At 67.1% G+C, this 16,946-nt stretch carries 16 protein-coding genes and 1 tRNA gene; 5 read left to right on the forward strand and 12 right to left on the reverse strand.

What is annotated here, in order from left to right; all coding sequences use genetic code 11:
* Entirely contained in the window at positions 1 to 1,017 is a 1,017-nt protein-coding gene (locus tag C3E99_RS07505) for an NADP-dependent oxidoreductase (RefSeq protein WP_104959643.1), read from the reverse strand.
* 91 nt (positions 1,018 to 1,108) lie between these two features.
* On the opposite strand from C3E99_RS07505, the gene C3E99_RS07510 reads away from it, so the two are divergent.
* Positions 1,109 to 1,184: transfer RNA gene (locus C3E99_RS07510), tRNA-Ala, on the forward strand.
* A 14-nt stretch (positions 1,185 to 1,198) separates the two neighbouring features.
* Here C3E99_RS07510 and C3E99_RS07515 read toward each other — a convergent pair.
* Together C3E99_RS07515 and C3E99_RS07520 are read right to left on the reverse strand one after the other, a co-directional pair.
* Positions 1,199 to 2,257, reverse strand: coding sequence for an aspartyl/asparaginyl beta-hydroxylase domain-containing protein (locus tag C3E99_RS07515; RefSeq protein WP_083675216.1), 1,059 nt, complete (start codon positions 2,255 to 2,257; stop codon positions 1,199 to 1,201).
* Positions 2,258 to 2,614: 357 nt separating this feature from the next.
* Complete coding sequence (locus C3E99_RS07520; protein WP_104959644.1) at positions 2,615 to 4,927, reverse strand: ATP-dependent helicase; 2,313 nt, start codon at positions 4,925 to 4,927, stop codon at positions 2,615 to 2,617.
* A gap of 155 nt (positions 4,928 to 5,082) precedes the next feature.
* Between C3E99_RS07520 and C3E99_RS07525 the strand changes: the two genes are divergently transcribed.
* Entirely contained in the window at positions 5,083 to 6,351 is a 1,269-nt protein-coding gene (locus tag C3E99_RS07525) for an MFS transporter (protein WP_234002668.1), read from the forward strand.
* Between the two features lie 7 nt (positions 6,352 to 6,358).
* Here the strand turns inward: C3E99_RS07525 and rsmD are convergent, their stop codons facing one another.
* Together rsmD and C3E99_RS07535 are read right to left on the reverse strand one after the other, a co-directional pair.
* The gene (gene rsmD, locus C3E99_RS07530) at positions 6,359 to 6,901 is read right to left on the reverse strand and encodes a 16S rRNA (guanine(966)-N(2))-methyltransferase RsmD (RefSeq protein ID WP_067109005.1); all 543 of its coding nucleotides are present in this window, start codon (positions 6,899 to 6,901) and stop codon (positions 6,359 to 6,361) included.
* 2 nt (positions 6,902 to 6,903) lie between these two features.
* Positions 6,904 to 7,734: a pseudouridine synthase gene (locus tag C3E99_RS07535; RefSeq protein WP_067109001.1), complete on the reverse strand. Its 831-nt coding sequence runs from the start codon at positions 7,732 to 7,734 to the stop codon at positions 6,904 to 6,906.
* Positions 7,735 to 7,891: 157 nt separating this feature from the next.
* Between C3E99_RS07535 and C3E99_RS07540 the strand changes: the two genes are divergently transcribed.
* Together C3E99_RS07540 and C3E99_RS07545 are read left to right on the forward strand one after the other, a co-directional pair.
* Entirely contained in the window at positions 7,892 to 8,329 is a 438-nt protein-coding gene (locus tag C3E99_RS07540; protein WP_076075464.1) for a response regulator, read from the forward strand.
* Between the two features lie 126 nt (positions 8,330 to 8,455).
* Complete coding sequence (locus tag C3E99_RS07545) at positions 8,456 to 9,877, forward strand: AmpG family muropeptide MFS transporter (RefSeq protein ID WP_104959645.1); 1,422 nt, start codon at positions 8,456 to 8,458, stop codon at positions 9,875 to 9,877.
* Here C3E99_RS07545 and C3E99_RS07550 read toward each other — a convergent pair.
* The 6 genes from C3E99_RS07550 to trpB all read right to left on the reverse strand — a co-directional run bounded on the left by C3E99_RS07550 (position 9,849) and on the right by trpB (position 14,853).
* The gene (locus C3E99_RS07550) at positions 9,849 to 11,165 is read right to left on the reverse strand and encodes a bifunctional folylpolyglutamate synthase/dihydrofolate synthase (protein WP_104959646.1); all 1,317 of its coding nucleotides are present in this window, start codon (positions 11,163 to 11,165) and stop codon (positions 9,849 to 9,851) included. The two genes, C3E99_RS07545 and C3E99_RS07550, sit on opposite strands and share 29 nt — an antisense overlap.
* 46 nt (positions 11,166 to 11,211) lie before the next feature.
* Positions 11,212 to 11,496, reverse strand: coding sequence for a GIY-YIG nuclease family protein (locus C3E99_RS07555; RefSeq protein ID WP_076075447.1), 285 nt, complete (start codon positions 11,494 to 11,496; stop codon positions 11,212 to 11,214).
* A 66-nt stretch (positions 11,497 to 11,562) separates the two neighbouring features.
* Complete coding sequence (gene accD / locus C3E99_RS07560) at positions 11,563 to 12,414, reverse strand: acetyl-CoA carboxylase, carboxyltransferase subunit beta (RefSeq protein ID WP_067108995.1); 852 nt, start codon at positions 12,412 to 12,414, stop codon at positions 11,563 to 11,565.
* Entirely contained in the window at positions 12,411 to 13,199 is a 789-nt protein-coding gene (gene trpA / locus C3E99_RS07565; RefSeq protein ID WP_076075444.1) for a tryptophan synthase subunit alpha, read from the reverse strand. The genes accD and trpA overlap by 4 nt, the downstream gene beginning before the upstream one ends.
* Complete coding sequence (locus tag C3E99_RS07570; RefSeq protein WP_076075443.1) at positions 13,196 to 13,576, reverse strand: endonuclease domain-containing protein; 381 nt, start codon at positions 13,574 to 13,576, stop codon at positions 13,196 to 13,198. Before C3E99_RS07570 ends, trpA begins: the two co-directional genes overlap by 4 nt.
* Before the next feature lie 44 nt (positions 13,577 to 13,620).
* Entirely contained in the window at positions 13,621 to 14,853 is a 1,233-nt protein-coding gene (gene trpB / locus C3E99_RS07575; RefSeq protein WP_067108989.1) for a tryptophan synthase subunit beta, read from the reverse strand.
* A gap of 93 nt (positions 14,854 to 14,946) precedes the next feature.
* On the opposite strand from trpB, the gene C3E99_RS07580 reads away from it, so the two are divergent.
* A complete protein-coding gene (locus C3E99_RS07580) occupies positions 14,947 to 16,311 on the forward strand; it encodes a Gfo/Idh/MocA family protein (protein ID WP_199775078.1) in 1,365 nt (454 codons plus the stop codon).
* Here the strand turns inward: C3E99_RS07580 and C3E99_RS07585 are convergent.
* Positions 16,305 to 16,940 (reverse strand): phosphoribosylanthranilate isomerase, encoded by a 636-nt coding sequence (locus C3E99_RS07585; RefSeq protein WP_076075440.1) that lies wholly within the window; start codon positions 16,938 to 16,940, stop codon positions 16,305 to 16,307. The genes C3E99_RS07580 and C3E99_RS07585 overlap by 7 nt on opposite strands.
* Positions 16,941 to 16,946: the final 6 nt, after the last annotated feature.

Here is a 16,946-nt window from a genome sequence, read left to right on the forward strand (position 1 = left end):
TCAGAGGCGGACGAGCATCTTTCCGATATTGGCGCCGGCGAAGAGGCCGAGGAAGGCTTCGGGTGCCGACTCGATGCCGTCGCGCACGGTCTCGCGCATCGTCACCGCGCCGCTCGCGATCAGGTTGCCCATGTCGGCATAGAATTCCTCCATGCAATCGAAGAACTGGTCGGTATAGATGAAGCCTTCCATGCGGATGCGCGCGGGGATGGCGCGGATCAGATATTTCATCTCCTGCGGATGCCCGTCGTTATAGACGTCGATCATCCCGCAGATGGCGAAGCGGGCGAAATCGTTCGCGGTCGCGAAAGCGGCGTCGAGATGGTCGCCGCCGACATTGTCGAAATAGACGTCGATCCCCGGCTTGCCGAGCGATTCGAGCGCCCCCGCCAGCCCGTCCAGCACCTGCCCCGCCTTGTAATCGACGGCGGCATCGGCGCCGAGTTCGCGGACCCAGGCGCATTTCTCCGCGCCGCCCGCGGCGCCGATCACCGTCATTTCGCGCGCCTTGGCGATCTGCACCACCGCCGATCCCACCGCGCCCGCCGCTGCGGACACGAAAACGGTATCGCCGGCCTTCGCCGCCGCGACGCGCAGCAGGCCGATCCACGCGGTGCCGCCGGTCAGGCCCATGTTGTGCAGGAAGGTCTGCGGCGCCATCCCCGCCGCCAGCGCCTCGGCAGGCAGCTTGAACGGCGCCATGTCGAGGCCGATGACGCCGCCGTCGCGCCAGCCGCCCATGTGCAGGATCAGGTCGCCGGGCGCGAAGCCCTCCATCCGGCTTTCGACGACCTCGCCGATCGCGCCGCCGGTCATCGGCTGGTCGATCTGGAAGCTCGCGGTATAGCTTTTCGCGTCGTTCATCCGCCCACGCATATAGGGGTCGACCGACAGCCACAGGTTGCGGACGCGCAGCTGATTCTCCTGCAAGGGATCGTCGGGCAGGTCGCGCAATGCGAAATGTTCCATCGTCGGCAAAGCGGAGGGGCGGCGGGTCAGATGCCATGCCTTGGCCATTCGATATCTCCCCAATTTTCGCGTTTCGCGAAAGATCGTCAGAAAAGCCGTTGCCAGTGTCAAGCAGGCTCGTTAAGAGCCGCCCGGTCGCGGGGCCGTAGCTCAGATGGGAGAGCGCTGCAATCGCACTGCAGAGGTCAGGGGTTCGATTCCCCTCGGCTCCACCAGCGACCCTTTTCCCTTATCCGTGGTCGGATTCGTCATAGGCGGCGATCGCCGTGAAGATTCGCGCGAGCTGTTCGCGCTCGTCGGCATCGATATCGGGCCGCCAGACCTCGAACAGCAGCACCGTGCGGTCGCTCGTGCCGCGATTCCACGCCTCATGCTCGAAACTGTCGTCGAAGATCAGCAGTTCGCCTTCGCGCCATGCGCGCGTTTCGGCGCCGACCCGAATCGCGCAATCTTCCGGCACGATCAGCGGCAGGTGGCAGATCAGCCGTGTGTTGAGCAGCCCGTGATGCGGCTGGATATGCGTGCCGGGGGTGAGGCGGGAGAAGAGGGCGATCGGCGCGCGTTCCGGAATGACCGGTTGCGGCGCCGCTTCGAGCGCCGCCAGCGTCCGCGGGCACAGCAGGTCCATGCCGTCGACGATCCGGCCGCTCTGCCACAGCCAGGCCGCGCCCCAGTCGGGTTTGTCGAGCAGCGGATTGTTCGGCGGCGGTCGGTCGGGATGCGCGGTCACATAGGGCGCGAAGCGGTCGCCGGCATCGGCGATGAGCGCTTCCAGCTCGCCGCGAATCGCCGCCGTTTCGGCCTCGATCGCAGGCACCCAGTCGAATTCCTCGCGATCGAAGAAGGCCCGCTGCGCCAGGCCGGGAAAATAGAACATCGCTGGTTGCTGGAGGTAGAGCGCATGCTCGCCCGTCAGCAGGCGCAGCGCTTCGGCGACCCGCGGCGGCGCGCTGGCGGCCGAAATTCCTGCATCGCGCAACTCGGTCGCCAGATGTGCCGCAAGCATCTTCTCGCTTTCGGCGATGAATTCCTGGCCGCGGATCAGGCCGGCGTGCAGCGAGGACGGCACGTTGGGCATGATCGCCGCCGTGCTCAGCGCCAGCCGGTAGAAACTGCATGCGGCACGCGAGTCGTCGCGCCGCCGCTTGGCCTCCGCCATGGCGAGCAGCGCCAGGATATTGCCCCGGTCGGCGCGGATCGCGCCTTCGAGCGCCGCCATCTCGCCGGCATCGTCGCCGCGCTGAAACGCCGCGCGCGCCTGTCCCATCCAGTCCCCACCCTGCGTCATGACCCCGGCATAGCGCGGCGCGGCGTGTTTGCAACAAGGCTGGTGGAGCGATCGCGGGCGCCGCGCGTCGCGTCGGAGAATGCCGGTCGTTCGATCGGTATCGGGGCTTTCCTGCATTATCCGGCCGTGCCAGCCCGATTCTCCGGCTCTTTTGCCCGTTCGCCCGCATGTGTTCGGCTGCCGGCGCTCTCCTCAGAGCGGGATGACATCGACTGGAACCGTCATTGCGAGCGGCGAAGCCGCGCGGCAATCCAGAGTGGCGGTAACGGCCCTGGATTGCTTCGCTTCGCTCGCAATGACGAAGTGTCGATCCAATACATGAAGGACGGAACGTCCCCCATCGTCCCGCCCACGCCCTCAGGCGGCGCGGACGAAGCCGTCGAGGACCCGCTTGGTGCCCGCCTGCTCGAATTCGACCTCCAGCTTGTTGCCGTCAACGTCGATGATCCGACCGTAACCGAATTTCTCGTGAAACACGCGCATGCCGATCGCCAGGTCGGCGCGCGGCTTCGCGCCGACCGAGGCGGCGGGGGCGCCTTCGCTCGGCGCAGGGGCCCGGGTGATGGTCGAGGACGCGGCCAGCGCGCGCTGCCATGCCGGGCCGCGGGTCGCCGTGCGTGCCGGGCTCTGCGTCGCGACATGCGCGAACGGGTCGCCTTGCGCCGACCAGTTGGCGCGCCAAAGCGACGCGCCGCCGCCGAAGCTGTTCTTGCTGTCGACGAACTCGGGCGGAATCTCCGCGATGAAGCGGCTCGGAATGCTGCTCATCCACTGGCCGTAGATGCGGCGGTTGGCGGCGTGATAGATGCTCGCGCGCTGCCGGGCGCGGGTGATCGCGACATAGGCGAGGCGGCGCTCCTCCTCCAGGCTCGCGGTGCCGCCCTCGTCCATCGCGCGCTGCGACGGAAAGACGCCGTCTTCCCATCCGGCGAGGAAGACATGATCGAATTCGAGGCCTTTCGCGGCGTGGATCGTCATGATGGTGACGGTCTCCGTCTGGTCGTCGTTGTCGCGGTCCATGACGAGGCTGACATGCTCGAGGAAGGCTTCAAGCGAATCATATTCCTCCATCGCGCGGACGAGTTCGGAGAGGTTCTCGAGGCGCCCCGCCGCTTCGGCGCTGCGGTCGGCCTGAAGCATCGCGGTGTAGCCCGATTCGTCGAGGATCAGCTGGGTCAGCTCGGGGTGCGGCAGGTCGTTCGCCTTCGCCTGCCAGCTGCGCATCATCGCGACGAAGTTCGCGAGCTGGCGGCGCGCCTGCGGGGTCAGCTCGTCGGTCTCGGTGATCCGCGCCGCGGCATGGAACAGCGGCGTGCGCTCGATCCGGGCGAACTGGTGGATGCGCGACACCGCCTTGTCGCCGAGCCCGCGCTTCGGCACGTTGACGATCCGTTCGAAGGCCAGGTCGTCGGCGCTCGACTGGACGAGGCGCAGATAGGCGAGCGCGTCGCGAATCTCCGCGCGTTCGTAGAAGCGGTAGCCGCCGACGATGCGGTAGGGGAGGCCGATGGCGATGAAGCGATCCTCGAACTCGCGGGTCTGGAACTGCGCGCGGACGAGGATGGCGGCGCGGTCGAGGCTGGTGCCGCGGCGCTGGAGGTCTTCGAGCTCCTCGCCGATCCGCCGCGCTTCCTCGGGGCCGTCCCAGACGCCGACCACCCGGACCTTGTCGCCCGCGTCGAGATCGGTCCACAGCGTCTTGCCGAGCCGCCCCGAATTCTGGGCGATCAGCGCCGAGGCGGCGGCAAGGATCTGCGGGGTCGAGCGGTAATTCTGTTCGAGGCGGATCACGGTCGCGCCGGGGAAATCCTTTTCGAAACGCAGGATGTTCGCCACCTCGGCGCCGCGCCACGAATAGATCGACTGGTCGTCGTCGCCGACGCAGCAGATGTTCTTGCGCGCCTGCGCGAGAAGGCGGAGCCAGAGATACTGGCTGGCGTTGGTGTCCTGATATTCGTCGACGAGGATATATTTGAAGCGCTGCTGATACTGTTCGAGCACGTCGCGGTGCGTCTTCAATATCACCAGCATGTGGAGCAGCAGGTCGCCGAAATCGCAGGCGTTCAGCGTCTTGAGCCGCGCCTGATAAAGGGCATAGAAATGCTGCCCCTTGCCATCGGCATAGGCTTCGCGGTCCGCGGCGTCGAGGTCGGGCGGGGTCAGGCCGCGGTTCTTCCACTTGTCGATCAGCCCCGCGAGCTGGCGCGCCGGCCAGCGCTTCTCGTCGAGCCCTTCGGTCTGGATGAGCTGCTTGAGAACGCGAAGCTGGTCGTCGGTGTCGAGGATGGTGAAATTGCTCTGCAGTCCCACCAGTTCGGCGTGACGGCGCAGCATCTTCGCCGCGATGCTGTGAAAGGTGCCGAGCCACGGCATCCCCTCGACCGCGTCGCCGATCATCCGGCCGATGCGCTCGCGCATCTCGCGCGCCGCCTTGTTGGTGAAGGTGACGGCCAGGATTTCGGACGGCCACGCGCGCCGCGTCGCGATGATGTGCGCCAGCCGCGCCGTCAGCGCCGCCGTCTTGCCGGTGCCTGCCCCTGCGAGCATCAGCACCGGGCCTTCGGTGGTCAGCACCGCCTGCCGCTGCGGGCCGTTCAGCCCCTGCAGATAGGGCGGGTCCGATGGGTGCGGCGGGGGAAGATCGGGCGGGGAGGCTGGGCGGCTGTTCACGCGCGAACGATTAGGGAACGGCGCCGATGCTGTCCAGTGCAAGGCGGCGGGACGCGGCGGCGCTGCGCGGCGGACGGTCTTTGGTCTTGCGCCGGAGCGCATGATCCGTTCAAAGCGACCCGCCATCACGAAGGGAAGGGGCGCCGCCCGTGGATCTGACACCCTATCGCGCGCAGGCGCGCATCCTGACCGCGAGCCTCGTCGGGACCGCGGTCGAATTCTACGATTTCTACATCTACGGCACCGCCGCGGCGCTGGTGTTCGGGCCGCTGTTCTTTCCATCCGAATCACCCTCGGCGCAGTTGATGCTGAGCTTCATGAGCTTCGGGCTCGCTTTCCTGGCGCGGCCCGTCGGGGCGATCGTCTTCGGCCATTACGGCGACCGCATCGGCCGCAAGTCGACGCTCGTCGCCTCGCTGATGCTGATGGGCGCCTCGACGCTGCTGATCGCGTTCCTGCCGACCTATGCGATGGTCGGCTGGGTCGCGCCGCTGCTGCTGTGCATCCTGCGTTTCGGGCAGGGGTTCGGGCTCGGCGGCGAGTGGGGCGGGGCGGCGCTGCTGGCGGTCGAGAATGCGCCGCCGGGCTGGCGTGCGCGCTTCGGCATGTTTCCGCAGCTCGGCGCGCCGGTCGGCTTCATCGCCGCCAACGGCCTGTTCCTGCTGCTCGGCCTGTGGCTCAGCGATGCGGAGTTCGCGGCGTGGGGCTGGCGCATCCCCTTTCTCGTCTCGGCGGTGCTCGTCGGGCTCGGGCTCTGGGTGCGGCTCAAGATCGGTGAGACGCCGGCCTTCGCCGACGCACTGGAAAGGCAGGCGCCCGTCGCGGTGCCGCTGGGCGAGCTGTTCCGCCGCCACCTCGTCCCGACGCTCGCGGGCACTTTCGCGGTCGTCGCCTGCTTCGCGATCTTCTATCTCGCGACCAGCTTCGCGCTGGCCCACGGGACGACGGCGCTCGGCTATCCGAAGGAGCAGTTCCTGCTGATCCAGCTCGGCGCGATCCTCTTCATGGCGGTGGGGATCGTCTATGCCGGCTACCGGAGCGACGCGGTCAGCGCGCAGCGGGTGCTGACCTGGGGGTGCGGCGCGACGATCCTGATCGGGCTGCTGTTCGGGCCGTCGCTGGCGTCGCAATCGTGGCCGCTCATCTTCCTCGGGCTCGCGGCATCGCTGTTCGTCATGGGGCTGGTCTATGGCCCGCTCGGCAGCTGGCTGACCGCGCTGTTCCCCGTCGAGGTGCGCTACACCGGCGCGTCCGTCGCCTTCAACGTCGGCGGCATATTGGGCGGCGCGCTGGCGCCGATCATCGCGCAGGCGCTCGGCGACTGGGGCGGGACGCAGGTCGTCGGCCTCTATCTGGCGCTGGCCGGGGTCGTCAGCTGGATCGGGCTGCTGATGGTGCGCCGGCAGGGCGCCGCCGCCGGCTGAACGATGGTCAGGCGCGGCGCAGCAGGGTCAGCTTCGCCTTGCCGACGCGGCGCTCCGCCTCGATTCCGAAGCCGGGGACATCGACCGCTTCCCGGTCGGCGGTCTCGATCGAAACCCAGCTGTCGGGGCCGGCCCAGCCGAGGCGGGCCAGCTTGTCGAGCGCGACGCTGCCGGCGCCGGTGCCATAGGGCGCGTCGAACAGCAGCAGGTCGCAGGCGCGCGGCGCGGGACCGAGGGAAAGGACCGATCCGGCGCGAATCTCGGCGCGCTGCCCCGCACCCAGTGTCGCGAGGTTTTTCCGCAGCGCGTCGAGCGCGTCCCTGTCCTGCTCGCCGAACAGGCAGTGCGCGGCGCCGCGCGACAGCGCCTCGATGCCGAGCGCGCCCGAACCCGCGAACAGGTCGGCGACGTGCAGCCCCTCGAAACTGCCGAGGCGGCTCGCGAGCATCGAGAACAGCGTCTCGCGCGTGCGGTCCGCAGTCGGCCGCGTCGCGTCGTTCCGGGGCGCGAGCAGCTTGCGGCCGCGCCACTCGCCGGCGATCACCCGCATCCTCAGCCCATCCGCCGGCGAAACTGGAACAGCGCGTCGCGCGGCACGATCTCGACCGCCCCGCTGTCGAGCCCGTCGAGGGAGAAGGCGCCGTAGCGCGTCCGGATCAGCCGGCTGACCTGCAAGCTCAGATGTTCGAGCACGCGGCGCACCTCGCGGTTCTTGCCCTCGGTCAGCGTCAGTTCGATCCACTGGTTGCGCCCGGTGCGGCGTTCGAGGTTGGCGTCGATCTTTCCATAGCGGATGCCGTCGATGGTGATGCCGAGCGCCAGTTCCTCGAGCTGCGCCTGGCTGATCTCGCCAAAGGCGCGCGCGCGATAGCTGCGTTCGACCCCGCTCGAGGGCAGTTCGAGCTGGCGCTTGAATTCGCCGTCGTTGGTCAGCAGCAGCAGCCCCTCGGTGTTATAGTCGAGCCGCCCCACCGGCATCAGCCGCGGCAGGCCTTTGGGCAGGATGTCGTAGATCGTCTTGCGGCCCTTGGGGTCGCGCGCGGCGGTGAGGCAGCCCGCCGGCTTGTGGAAGCGATAGAGGCGTGTCGAGACCGGCTTCGCGACCGGATTGCCGTCGACCGTCAGGCCTTCGAGCGAGGAGAGCAGCGGCGCGGGCTGCGCGATCGCCTGGCCGTTCAGCGCGATGCGGCCTTCCTCGATCATCCGCTCGACGTCGCGGCGCGAGCCGACTCCGGCGCGGGCGAGCAGCTTGGCGATCCGTTGCGGCCCCTCTTCCTCGCGTTCGGCGGTGGCAGGGGGGCGGGGTTGCGCGGAACGCGCGGCGCGGCGGCCGCGCGGTGCGGCGGGCTGAGGGGCGGAGCGGGGCGGTCGGCGTGTCGTCATCGGAACGCAAGCGGCTTTCATGGCGTTGAGGGGGGAAGGAAACTGTGGCCTTGTGGTCACGCTCATAGCCGGAAACGCATCGCTTCGTCGATGGCATGCCGAAGCGATATTGCAGGACGGGCGAGAGCGCGCCATGGCGCCATCGAAGGGAGTTTTCATGCTCTTTGCGTCCCGCCCGTCGTGCATCAAGCGCCTGCTGATCGTCGAAGACGATCCGCTGATCGCGTTCGACAACGAACGGACGCTGAAACACGCGGGCTACGACGTCGTCGCGACGGTCGATTCGGGCGAGGCTGCGGTGCAGGTGCTGGCGATCGACCGGGTCGACGCGCTCGTCCTCGATCTGAATCTCGCGGGCCACATGACGGGGCGCGAGGTCGCCCGGATTGCGCGCGATCGCGGCATTGCGGTGCTGCTCGTCACCGGCCTGCCGCCCGAGGATGCCGCCGAGATCGCGCTCGCCTGCCTCGCCAAGCCGCACGCCGCCGCCGCGCTGATCGGCGCGCTGCGCGCGATCGAGACGATGATCTGCCAGAAGAAGAAGCCGCGCAAGATCAGCGGGCTTCAGACCTATTGGCGGCCCGAGGCAGCCTGAGGCGACCGGCCGCCGCCACGATCCGTCGGACCGCCAAATCACCGCTTCCAATTTGGCGCCAAGGCTTTAGGCCTCTGGCTTGAAGCGAGAGATGCCGCCGCGTCGGCATGTGAGGGAGGGCGCGCGATGCAACTCGGTCTGGATAGCCTGGTATTGGTCGCAGTGCTGTTGGCCGTTGTCGGCCTCGCTTATCTCGTTCCGAGTTTTGCGCCTTACCGCAAGCCGATGCCGATCGTCGCCTTTTTGCTGGGTATTTCGAGCGGTTTTCCTTTGACACTGCTGTTGGGTACAATGGCATTCTGGTTGTCGAAGGTCGGAATCGAAAAATCGACGATCGGCTTCGCAATCGGCCTGACCACGCCCTACACGTTGAAATTCCTTTGGGCCCCTTTGGTCGATAAATTGCCCATCCCGGTCCTGACCCGCCTTTTTGGACAGCGGCGAAGCTGGCTGTTCCTGATTCAGATGCTGTTGGTCGTCGCGATCTGGCAATTGGGGGCGAGTAATCCGACCAACGACAATCTGGCGCCGTTCGCGATCTGGGCGATCATCGTCGCTTTTCTGTCGGCCACACAGGACATTGTCATCGACGCCTATCGTATCGAGATTTTGAGCGATGCCGAGTTGCCCCACGGCACGGCAATGAACCAGTTCGGCTATCGCACCGGCAATCTGATCGCCGGGGTCGGCACGATCGCGCTGGCTTCTCCCGAAGGATTTGGGCTGGGTTGGGCAGCGGCTTACGCCTTTACCGGGCTTGCGGTGCTGCCTGCCGTGGTCGGCGCTCTCCTGGCTGGCCCCGGGAGGTTCCATCCATCACAGGCGCGCGGGGGCGAGCAAGGTTTTGGTGCATGGCTCAACGAAACGGTCATCAGCCCCTTTCGCGAATTTCTGGGGCGTCATGGCGCGGTCCTGATCCTGCTTTTCGTGCTCATCTACAAGGTCGGCGATGCGATGGGGCAGGGGATGCTCAATCCGATGATCGTCGAACTGGGGTTCACCGACACCGAGTTCGTTGCGATCAACAAGGGCGTCGGCTTTGTGGCGCTGATCATCGGGTCGGCTTGCGGTGCTCCCTTCATCGCGTGGCTGGGCATGGGGCGGGCACTCCTGATCTCGGGCCTGATGATGATGTTCAGCAATCTGTTGTTCGCCCTGCTGGCCTCCGTCGGTCATTCGCCACTGATGCTGGCTATAGCGGTGGGGACCGAGAATTTTACGAGCGGGATCGGGCTCACGGTGTTCGTGACCTATCTCTCCGGTCTGTCGAGCCTGGCCTATACTGCGACGCAATTCGCTCTGCTGTCGTCGTTCGCAGCCGTCGGGCGGACGTGGCTCGCTGCGCCTGGCGGCTATGTGGCCGAGACGCTGGGCTGGGTTGGCTTCTGGCTGTTCACCGTCGTCATCGCCGCGCCCGGAATGCTCCTGCTGTGGTTGCTGTGGAAGCGTGGCTTCGTCGTCCAGACGGTCCGCCAGCCGAGCACCGAGGATGACGGCCCCGAAATCGCTTCCGCCGAAGCTATTCCGGCAGTTCCCCGTTCGCCCTGAGCACTTCGCCCGCGAGATAGAGCGAGCCGGCGATCAGCACGATATCGCGCGCCGGATCGACCGTCAGCGCGCGCAAGGCGGCTTCGACGTCCGTGGCGTATCGCGCTTCGGATCCGAAAGCCGCCGCATCATGATGCTCGTGCCCCGGCACCGGCACGACGGTCAGCGAGGCGAGGCGGTCGCGCAGCGGGTCGAGGATCGCCTCGGGATGCTTGTTGGCGAGCATGCCGGCGATCAGATGGATGCGGCGCGGTTCGCTGGCGAAATGCCGCGCAAGCTGGAGGCCGGCATCGCCATTGTGCGCACCGTCGAGCCAGACCTCGGTCGCCGGCGGCAGCAGCCCGGTCAGCGGCCCCGTCCCCAGTCGTTGCAGGCGCGCGGGCCAGAAGGCGCCGGCGACGCCGCGCGCGATGGTGCCCGCGTCGGGCTTCGGCCCCGGCGCGATATGGAGCATCGCGATCGCCAGCCCCGCATTGCGCATCTGATGCAGCCCGGCCATGCCCGGACGCAGCACCCCGGCCAATGTCCCGTCCATCGACGTCCAGCGGAAGGCGTCGCCGACGGGCTCGACCGACCAGGATTCGCCCTCCGCGAAGGGAACGACACCGGCCTCCTCGGCGCGGCGCGCGATGACGCGCTGTACCGCGCGCGGATAGGCGAGCGTCGCGAGCGCGCTGCCCGGCTTGACGATCCCGGCCTTTTCCCACGCGATCCGCTCGGCGGGGACGGACGGCGTTCCGGCTTCGGGGGCGAGCAGGAAGGCTTCGTGATCGATGCCCAGCGAGGCGATGCCGCACACCGCGGGCGGCGGGATGATGTTGGTCGCGTCGAGGCGTCCGCCGAGCCCGACCTCGAGGATGCAATCGTCGGCGGGATGGCGCGCAAAGGCGAGGAAGGCGACCGCGGTGGTGACCTCGAAGAAGCTCGCCTCCAGGTCGGCGGCTTCGTCCAGCACCTCCTCAAGCAGCATCGCGAGCAGCCTGTCGTCGATCAGTGTGCCGTCGATGCGGAGCCGCTCGTTGAAGCGGACGAGGTGCGGGCTGGTGTAGGCGTGGACGCGGCGGCCGCTCGCCTCCAGGATCGCGCGCAGATAGGCGCAGGTCGACCCCTTGCCGTTGGTCCCGGCGACGTGGAAGGTGCGCGGCAGGTGCTCGTGCGGGTTGCCGAGACGGCGACACAGTTCGGTAATGCGCTCCAGCCCGAGGATGTCGCGTCCCGGCGACAGCGCGGCGAGGCGGTCGAGCTGCGTCTGGACAGCGGGGTCGGCGGAATGGGCGTGGTCGGGCATTATACGGCTTTGTCATTCCCGCGGACGCGGGAATCCATGGTCGATACTATCGGTTGAGACCGAACCACAGATCGCGCCAATCGGGGTTCTGCGTCTCGATCAGTTGGATTTTCCACGCGCGATTCCATTTCTTGAGCCGCTTTTCGCGTTGTATCGCATCGCGGATGTCCTGAAATTCTTCATAATGGACGAGATGCTTCACCCGATATTTTGGGGAGAAGCCGGTCAATTGCCCCTCGCGATGTTCGTAGGTCCGCCGGATAATGTCGTTGGTCACGCCAATATAGATCGTGCCGTTCTTTTGGCTGGCCATGATATAAACGTAATACAGTCACGACACCTCGGATCATGGATTCCCGCGTTCGCGGGAATGACAAGGTGAGGAGGATGCCTGGGATCAGGCCGCCTTTTCGGGCGCCAGATAGGCGATCAGGCGGCCGAGCGTCGCGGGCAGCTCCTTGCGGTGCACGACCATGTCGATCATTCCATGTTCGAGCAGATATTCGGCGCGCTGGAATCCTTCGGGCAGTTTTTCGCGGATCGTATTCTCGATCACGCGTTGCCCCGCGAAGCCGATCAGCGCGTTGGGCTCGCTGATCTGCACGTCGCCGAGCATGGCATAGCTGGCGGTGACGCCGCCCGTCGTCGGGTCGGTGAGAAGGACGATATAGGGCAGCCCGGCGCGGCGCAGGCGGGCGAGCGCGACGGTGGCGCGCGGCATCTGCATCAGCGACAGCGTGCCCTCCTGCATTCGTGCGCCGCCCGCCGCGGTGATCGCGACATAGGGACAGCCGCGCCGGATCGCCTGTTCGACCCCGGCGACGAAGGCCTCGCCGACCGCGACGCCCATCGATCCGCCCATGAAGGCGAAATCCTGCACGCCGATCACCACCGGGCGGCCGTCGATGCGGCCGAAACCGTTCTGATAGGCATCGCGGTCACCGGTCTGCGCGCGCGCCGCCTTGATGCGGTCGACATATTTCTTGGTGTCGCGAAACTTGAGCGGGTCTTCGGGCGCGGCGGGGGCGGGCAGAACCTCGTACAGGCCGCCGTCGAAAAGCTGCGCGAAGCGTTCCTTGGCACCGATGCGGTCGTGATGGTCGCAGCGCGGACAGACGTTCAGATTGTCTTCCCACTCCTTGACGAAGACCATCTGCTGGCACTGGCGGCACTTGTGCCACAGATTGTCCGCCGTATCGCGCTTCGCGGCGAAGGGCAGGGCGTTGCGGACGCGTTCGAGCCAGCTCATGCGGCATTCTCCTTCGCGCCGTGAATAGCATCGGCGAGGGTGCGGGCGAAAGCCTCGACATGCGGAGGGGCGGCATCGCCGTGCGCGGCGATGATCTCGACCAGCGCCGATCCGACGACGACCCCGTCGGCGACCTTGGCGATCTGCGCGGCCTGTTCGGGGGTGCGGACGCCGAAACCGACCGCGACGGGCAGGTCGGTGGCGGCTTTCAAGCGAGCGACGGCATCCTCGATGCTCGCCTGCGCGGCCTGCTGGAGCCCGGTGATTCCCGCGACCGAGACATAATAGAGGAACCCACCCGCACCGTTCAGCACGTCGGGCAGGCGCGCCGCGTCGGTAGTCGGCGTGGCGAGGCGGATCGGGGCAACCCCCGCGGCGCGCAGCGCGGGCCCCAGTTCCGCGTCCTCCTCCGACGGGATATCGACGCAGATGACGCCATCGACGCCCGCTTTCGCGCATTCGGCGGCGAACCATTCGGGCCCGCGGATCGTCATCGGGTTGGCATAGCCCATCAGGACGAGCGGCACTTGCGGATGGCGCGAGCGAAAGGCGGCCGCGATGGCGAAGATGTCGGCGGTGGTCGTGCCCTTGCCGAGCGCGCGCAGATTGGCGGCCTGGATCGCGGGACCGTCGGCCATCGGATCGGTGAACGGCATGCCGAGTTCGATCACGTCGGCGCCCCCCGCGACCAGCGCGTCGAGATTGGCGGCGGTATCGCCATCGCCCGCGGTGATGAAGGTGACGAGCGCGGAGCCTTTGGAAAAGGCCGAAGCGAAGCGAGTCATAGAGCCCTCTCCCCTTCAGGGGAGAGGGTTGGGAGAGGGGGAGTCAAGAACGACGCAAGCTGCTCCAGAACCCCATCCATATTCGTCAACACGTCGCGGTTGGTAAATCTGATCACTCGATAACCCTGTTCTTCGAAATAAGCCGTCCTGGCCCGGTCATATGCCTCCCGACCTGCATGCGTGTCGCCGTCGATCTCTATCACCAGCATCGGCTCTCTGGACGAGAAATCGGCGATATACGGACCAATGACCTTTTGTCTGCGGAATTTGATTCCTTGAAAACGTGCCGCACGCAGTTCGAGCCACAAGCGGGTTTCGGGCTCGGTCTGTTCGCGGCGCATCTGCTTGGCGAACTCGATCAGCCTTCGGTCCCGCATTCGTCCCCCTCTCCCAACCCTCTCCCCTGAAGGGGAGAGGGCTTTTAGAGCGCCACCCCCAGCGCATCCGCGACCGTGAAGATGTCCTTGTCGCCGCGGCCCGACAGGTTGACGATGATGATCTTGTCCTTGCCCAACGTCGGCGCGATCCGTTCGGCGGCGGCGATGGCGTGGGCCGACTCCAGCGCGGGGATGATGCCTTCCAGCTTCGTCAGCTTCTGGAAACTGGCGAGCGCCTCCGCATCGGTCACGGGTTCGTAGCGAACGCGGCCGATGTCGTGCAGCCAGGCATGCTCCGGACCGATGCCGGGATAGTCTAGGCCCGCCGAAATGCTGTGCGCCTCTGTGATCTGGCCGTCCTCGTCCTGCAACAGATAGGTCTTGTTGCCGTGGAGGATGCCGGGGCGGCCGCCCGCGAGGCTGGCGGCATGTTTCCTGTCGAGCCCTTCGCCCGCGGCCTCGACGCCGACGATCTCGACCTCGGCATCGTCGAGGAAGGGGTGGAAAAGGCCGATCGCGTTCGACCCGCCGCCGACGGGCGCGATCAGCATGTCGGGCAGGCGCCCTTCCGCCTTCAGGATCTGCGCCTTCGCTTCCTCGCCGATCACCGACTGGAAATCGCGGACGAGCTCGGGATAGGGGTGCGGGCCGGCGACGGTGCCGATGATGTAGAAAGTGTCGTGGACGTTGGCGACCCAGTGCCGCAGCGCCTCGTTCATCGCGTCCTTCAGCGTCTTCGCGCCCGATTCGACCGCGACCACTTCGGCGCCGAGCAGCTTCATGCGGAACACGTTGGGCTGCTGCCGCGCGACGTCGACCGCGCCCATGAAGATGGTGCACGGCAGGCCGAACAGCGCCGCGACGGTCGCGGTCGCGACGCCGTGCTGCCCCGCGCCGGTCTCGGCGATGATCCGCGTCTTGCCCATCCGTTTCGCGAGCAGGATCTGGCCGATGCAATTGTTGATCTTGTGCGCGCCGGTGTGATTCAGATCCTCGCGCTTCAGATAGATTTTTGCGCCGCCCAGATGGGCCGTCAGCCGCTCGGCATGCCAGAGTGGGCTCGGACGGCCGACATAATGTTCGAGCAGATGCTCGAATTCGGCCCTGAACGCCGGATCGGCCTGGGCGGCGCGATATTCGCGTTCGAGGTCGAGGATCAGCGGCATCAGCGTTTCGGCGACATAGCGGCCCCCGAAGGCGCCGAAATGACCGCGCGCATCGGGCCCGGTGCGCAGGCTGTTCGATAGGGCGGAGCGGGGGGGAGCGGCTTCGGTCATGGCTGGCTGTGTCCCTTAGGCGCTATGACGCCCTTGTCCATAGCCTCGATGCGCTTCAAACAGCGGCGAGGGTCACGGCAAGGAGGCAGACGGATGAGCGGGGGCATGAATCGGCGCGAATTGTTGATGGCGGGCGGCGCGGCGTTGGCGACGGCGGCCGCCGCACCGGCCATTGCGCGGGACCGCGGCGGATCGCGGCTGCGGATCGGCGTCATCGGCACCGGCGAGCGCGGACGCGTCCACCTGCGCGAACTGCTGCGCCGCGACGACGTCGACGTGACCGCGATCGCCGACATCGACCCCTTCGTGCTCGAAGCCGCGAAGGGGCAGTTCGATGCGGCGGGAAAGCCGCGCCCCGCCAGCTTCACCGGCGACGCCGAGGCGTGGCGCGCGATGCTGAAACCGGGAACGCTCGACGGCGTGCTGATCGTCACCCCGTGGGAATGGCACAAGCCGATGGCGATCGCGGCGATGGAGGCGCGCGTCGCGGTGGGGTGCGAGGTCGTCGCCGGCATCACGCTTCAGGACCATTGGGACGTGCTGGCGGCGCATGAGGCGACGCGCACGCCCTATATGCTGCTGGAAAATGTCTGTTATCGCCGCGACGTCATGGCGGTGCTGAACATGGTGCGGCAGGACCTGTTCGGCGAGATAATCCACCTCGAAGGCGGCTATCAGCACGATCTGCGCGACGTGAAATTCAATTCGGGCATTCCCGGCCGTCCCTATGGCGGCGGCGCCGAATTCGGCGCGAAAGGCTGGTCCGAGGCGCGCTGGCGCACCGACCACAGCGTCCGGCGCAACGGCGATCTCTATCCCAGCCACGGCATCGGCCCCTGCGCGATGTGGACGAATATCAACCGCGGCAACCGCTTCATCCGGCTGACCAGCTATGCGAGCAAGGCGCGCGGATTGCACGATCATGTGGTCGCGCAGGGCGGCGCGGACCACCCCAATGCGGCGGTGCGTTTCGCGCTGGGCGATGTCGTGACGACCAGCATCGCCTGCGCCAATGGCGAAACGATCCGGCTGACCCACGATACCAACCTGCCGCGCCCCTATTCGCTCGGTTTCCGGGTGCAGGGGACGCGCGGATTGTGGATGGACGTCGCCAAATCGCTCTACATCGAAGGCCGCAGCCCCGAACCGCATCGCTGGGAACCGGCGGAGACCGTGCTCGGCCAGTACGACCATCCGTTGTGGAAACGTCACGCCGACCAGGCGGTCGGGGCCGGGCATGGCGGGATGGACTGGTTCGTTCTCAACGCCTTCGTCAAGGCGCTGAAGGCCGGCGCGCCGATGCCGATCGACATTTACGACGCGCTGACGTGGAGCGCGATCACGCCGCTGTCCGAACAGTCGATCGCAGAGGATAACCGGACGCTGGAGTTCCCCGATTTCACGCGCGGCGCGTGGCGCGAACGGCGGCAGGATTTCGCGCTGAGCGACGCTTATTGAGCGGCGCGCACCGCCGCGCAGAAAGCGGCGATCCGGTCGAGATCCTTGACCCCGGGCGCGCTTTCGACGCCCGAGGAGACATCGACGAGCGGCGCGCGCGTCGCCGCGATCGCGGCGGCGACATTGTCGGGAGTCAGGCCGCCGGCGATGCCCCAGTCGATCGTGTGACGGTGGTTGGCGAGTAGCGACCAGTCGAAGCGCGCGCCGTTGCCGCCGGGCAGCGCCGAGGCGGGGGCGTCGAACAGAATGCGGTCGGCGATGCCGCGATATTTCTCGATCCGTTCGAGCGTCCCCGCGTCCTTGAGCCCGATCGCCTTCCATATCTCCGCCGGAACCAGCCGCTTCACGACCGCCAGCCATTCGGGAGTCTCGGTGCCATGGAACTGGACGACATCGGGCCGCACCGCGGCGAGCGCCTGCCCGGTGAGTTGCTGCGAGGCGTTGACGAGCAGCAGCACCACCTTGACGTGCGCCCCGGCACGGCGCCGCAATTCGGCGGCGGTCCGAAGGTCGACATGCCGCGGGCTCGGCTCGTAATGGACAAGCCCGATGTAGGCCGCGCCCCGTTCGATGGCCGCATCGACCGCTTCGGGTGTCGAGAGACCGCAGATCTTGATGAGTGGTGGCATGCGAGG

The sequence above is a fragment of the Sphingopyxis sp. MG genome, assembly GCF_002953155.1.
In the GTDB taxonomy this organism is placed as follows: domain Bacteria; phylum Pseudomonadota; class Alphaproteobacteria; order Sphingomonadales; family Sphingomonadaceae; genus Sphingopyxis; species Sphingopyxis granuli.

Coding starts and splice junctions, on each gene's coding strand:
- C3E99_RS07505 (WP_104959643.1), bottom strand. CDS start 1,017: ATGGCCAAGGCATGGCATCTGACCCGCCGCCCCTCCGCTTTGCCGACG.
- C3E99_RS07515 (WP_083675216.1), bottom strand. CDS start 2,257: ATGACGCAGGGTGGGGACTGGATGGGACAGGCGCGCGCGGCGTTTCAG.
- rsmD (WP_067109005.1), bottom strand. CDS start 6,901: ATGCGGGTGATCGCCGGCGAGTGGCGCGGCCGCAAGCTGCTCGCGCCC.
- C3E99_RS07535 (WP_067109001.1), bottom strand. CDS start 7,734: ATGACGACACGCCGACCGCCCCGCTCCGCCCCTCAGCCCGCCGCACCG.
- C3E99_RS07540 (WP_076075464.1), top strand. CDS start 7,892: ATGCTCTTTGCGTCCCGCCCGTCGTGCATCAAGCGCCTGCTGATCGTC.
- C3E99_RS07545 (WP_104959645.1), top strand. CDS start 8,456: ATGCAACTCGGTCTGGATAGCCTGGTATTGGTCGCAGTGCTGTTGGCC.
- C3E99_RS07550 (WP_104959646.1), bottom strand. CDS start 11,165: ATGCCCGACCACGCCCATTCCGCCGACCCCGCTGTCCAGACGCAGCTC.
- accD (WP_067108995.1), bottom strand. CDS start 12,414: ATGAGCTGGCTCGAACGCGTCCGCAACGCCCTGCCCTTCGCCGCGAAG.
- trpA (WP_076075444.1), bottom strand. CDS start 13,199: ATGACTCGCTTCGCTTCGGCCTTTTCCAAAGGCTCCGCGCTCGTCACC.
- C3E99_RS07570 (WP_076075443.1), bottom strand. CDS start 13,576: ATGCGGGACCGAAGGCTGATCGAGTTCGCCAAGCAGATGCGCCGCGAA.
- trpB (WP_067108989.1), bottom strand. CDS start 14,853: ATGACCGAAGCCGCTCCCCCCCGCTCCGCCCTATCGAACAGCCTGCGC.
- C3E99_RS07580 (WP_199775078.1), top strand. CDS start 14,947: ATGAGCGGGGGCATGAATCGGCGCGAATTGTTGATGGCGGGCGGCGCG.
- C3E99_RS07585 (WP_076075440.1), bottom strand. CDS start 16,940: ATGCCACCACTCATCAAGATCTGCGGTCTCTCGACACCCGAAGCGGTC.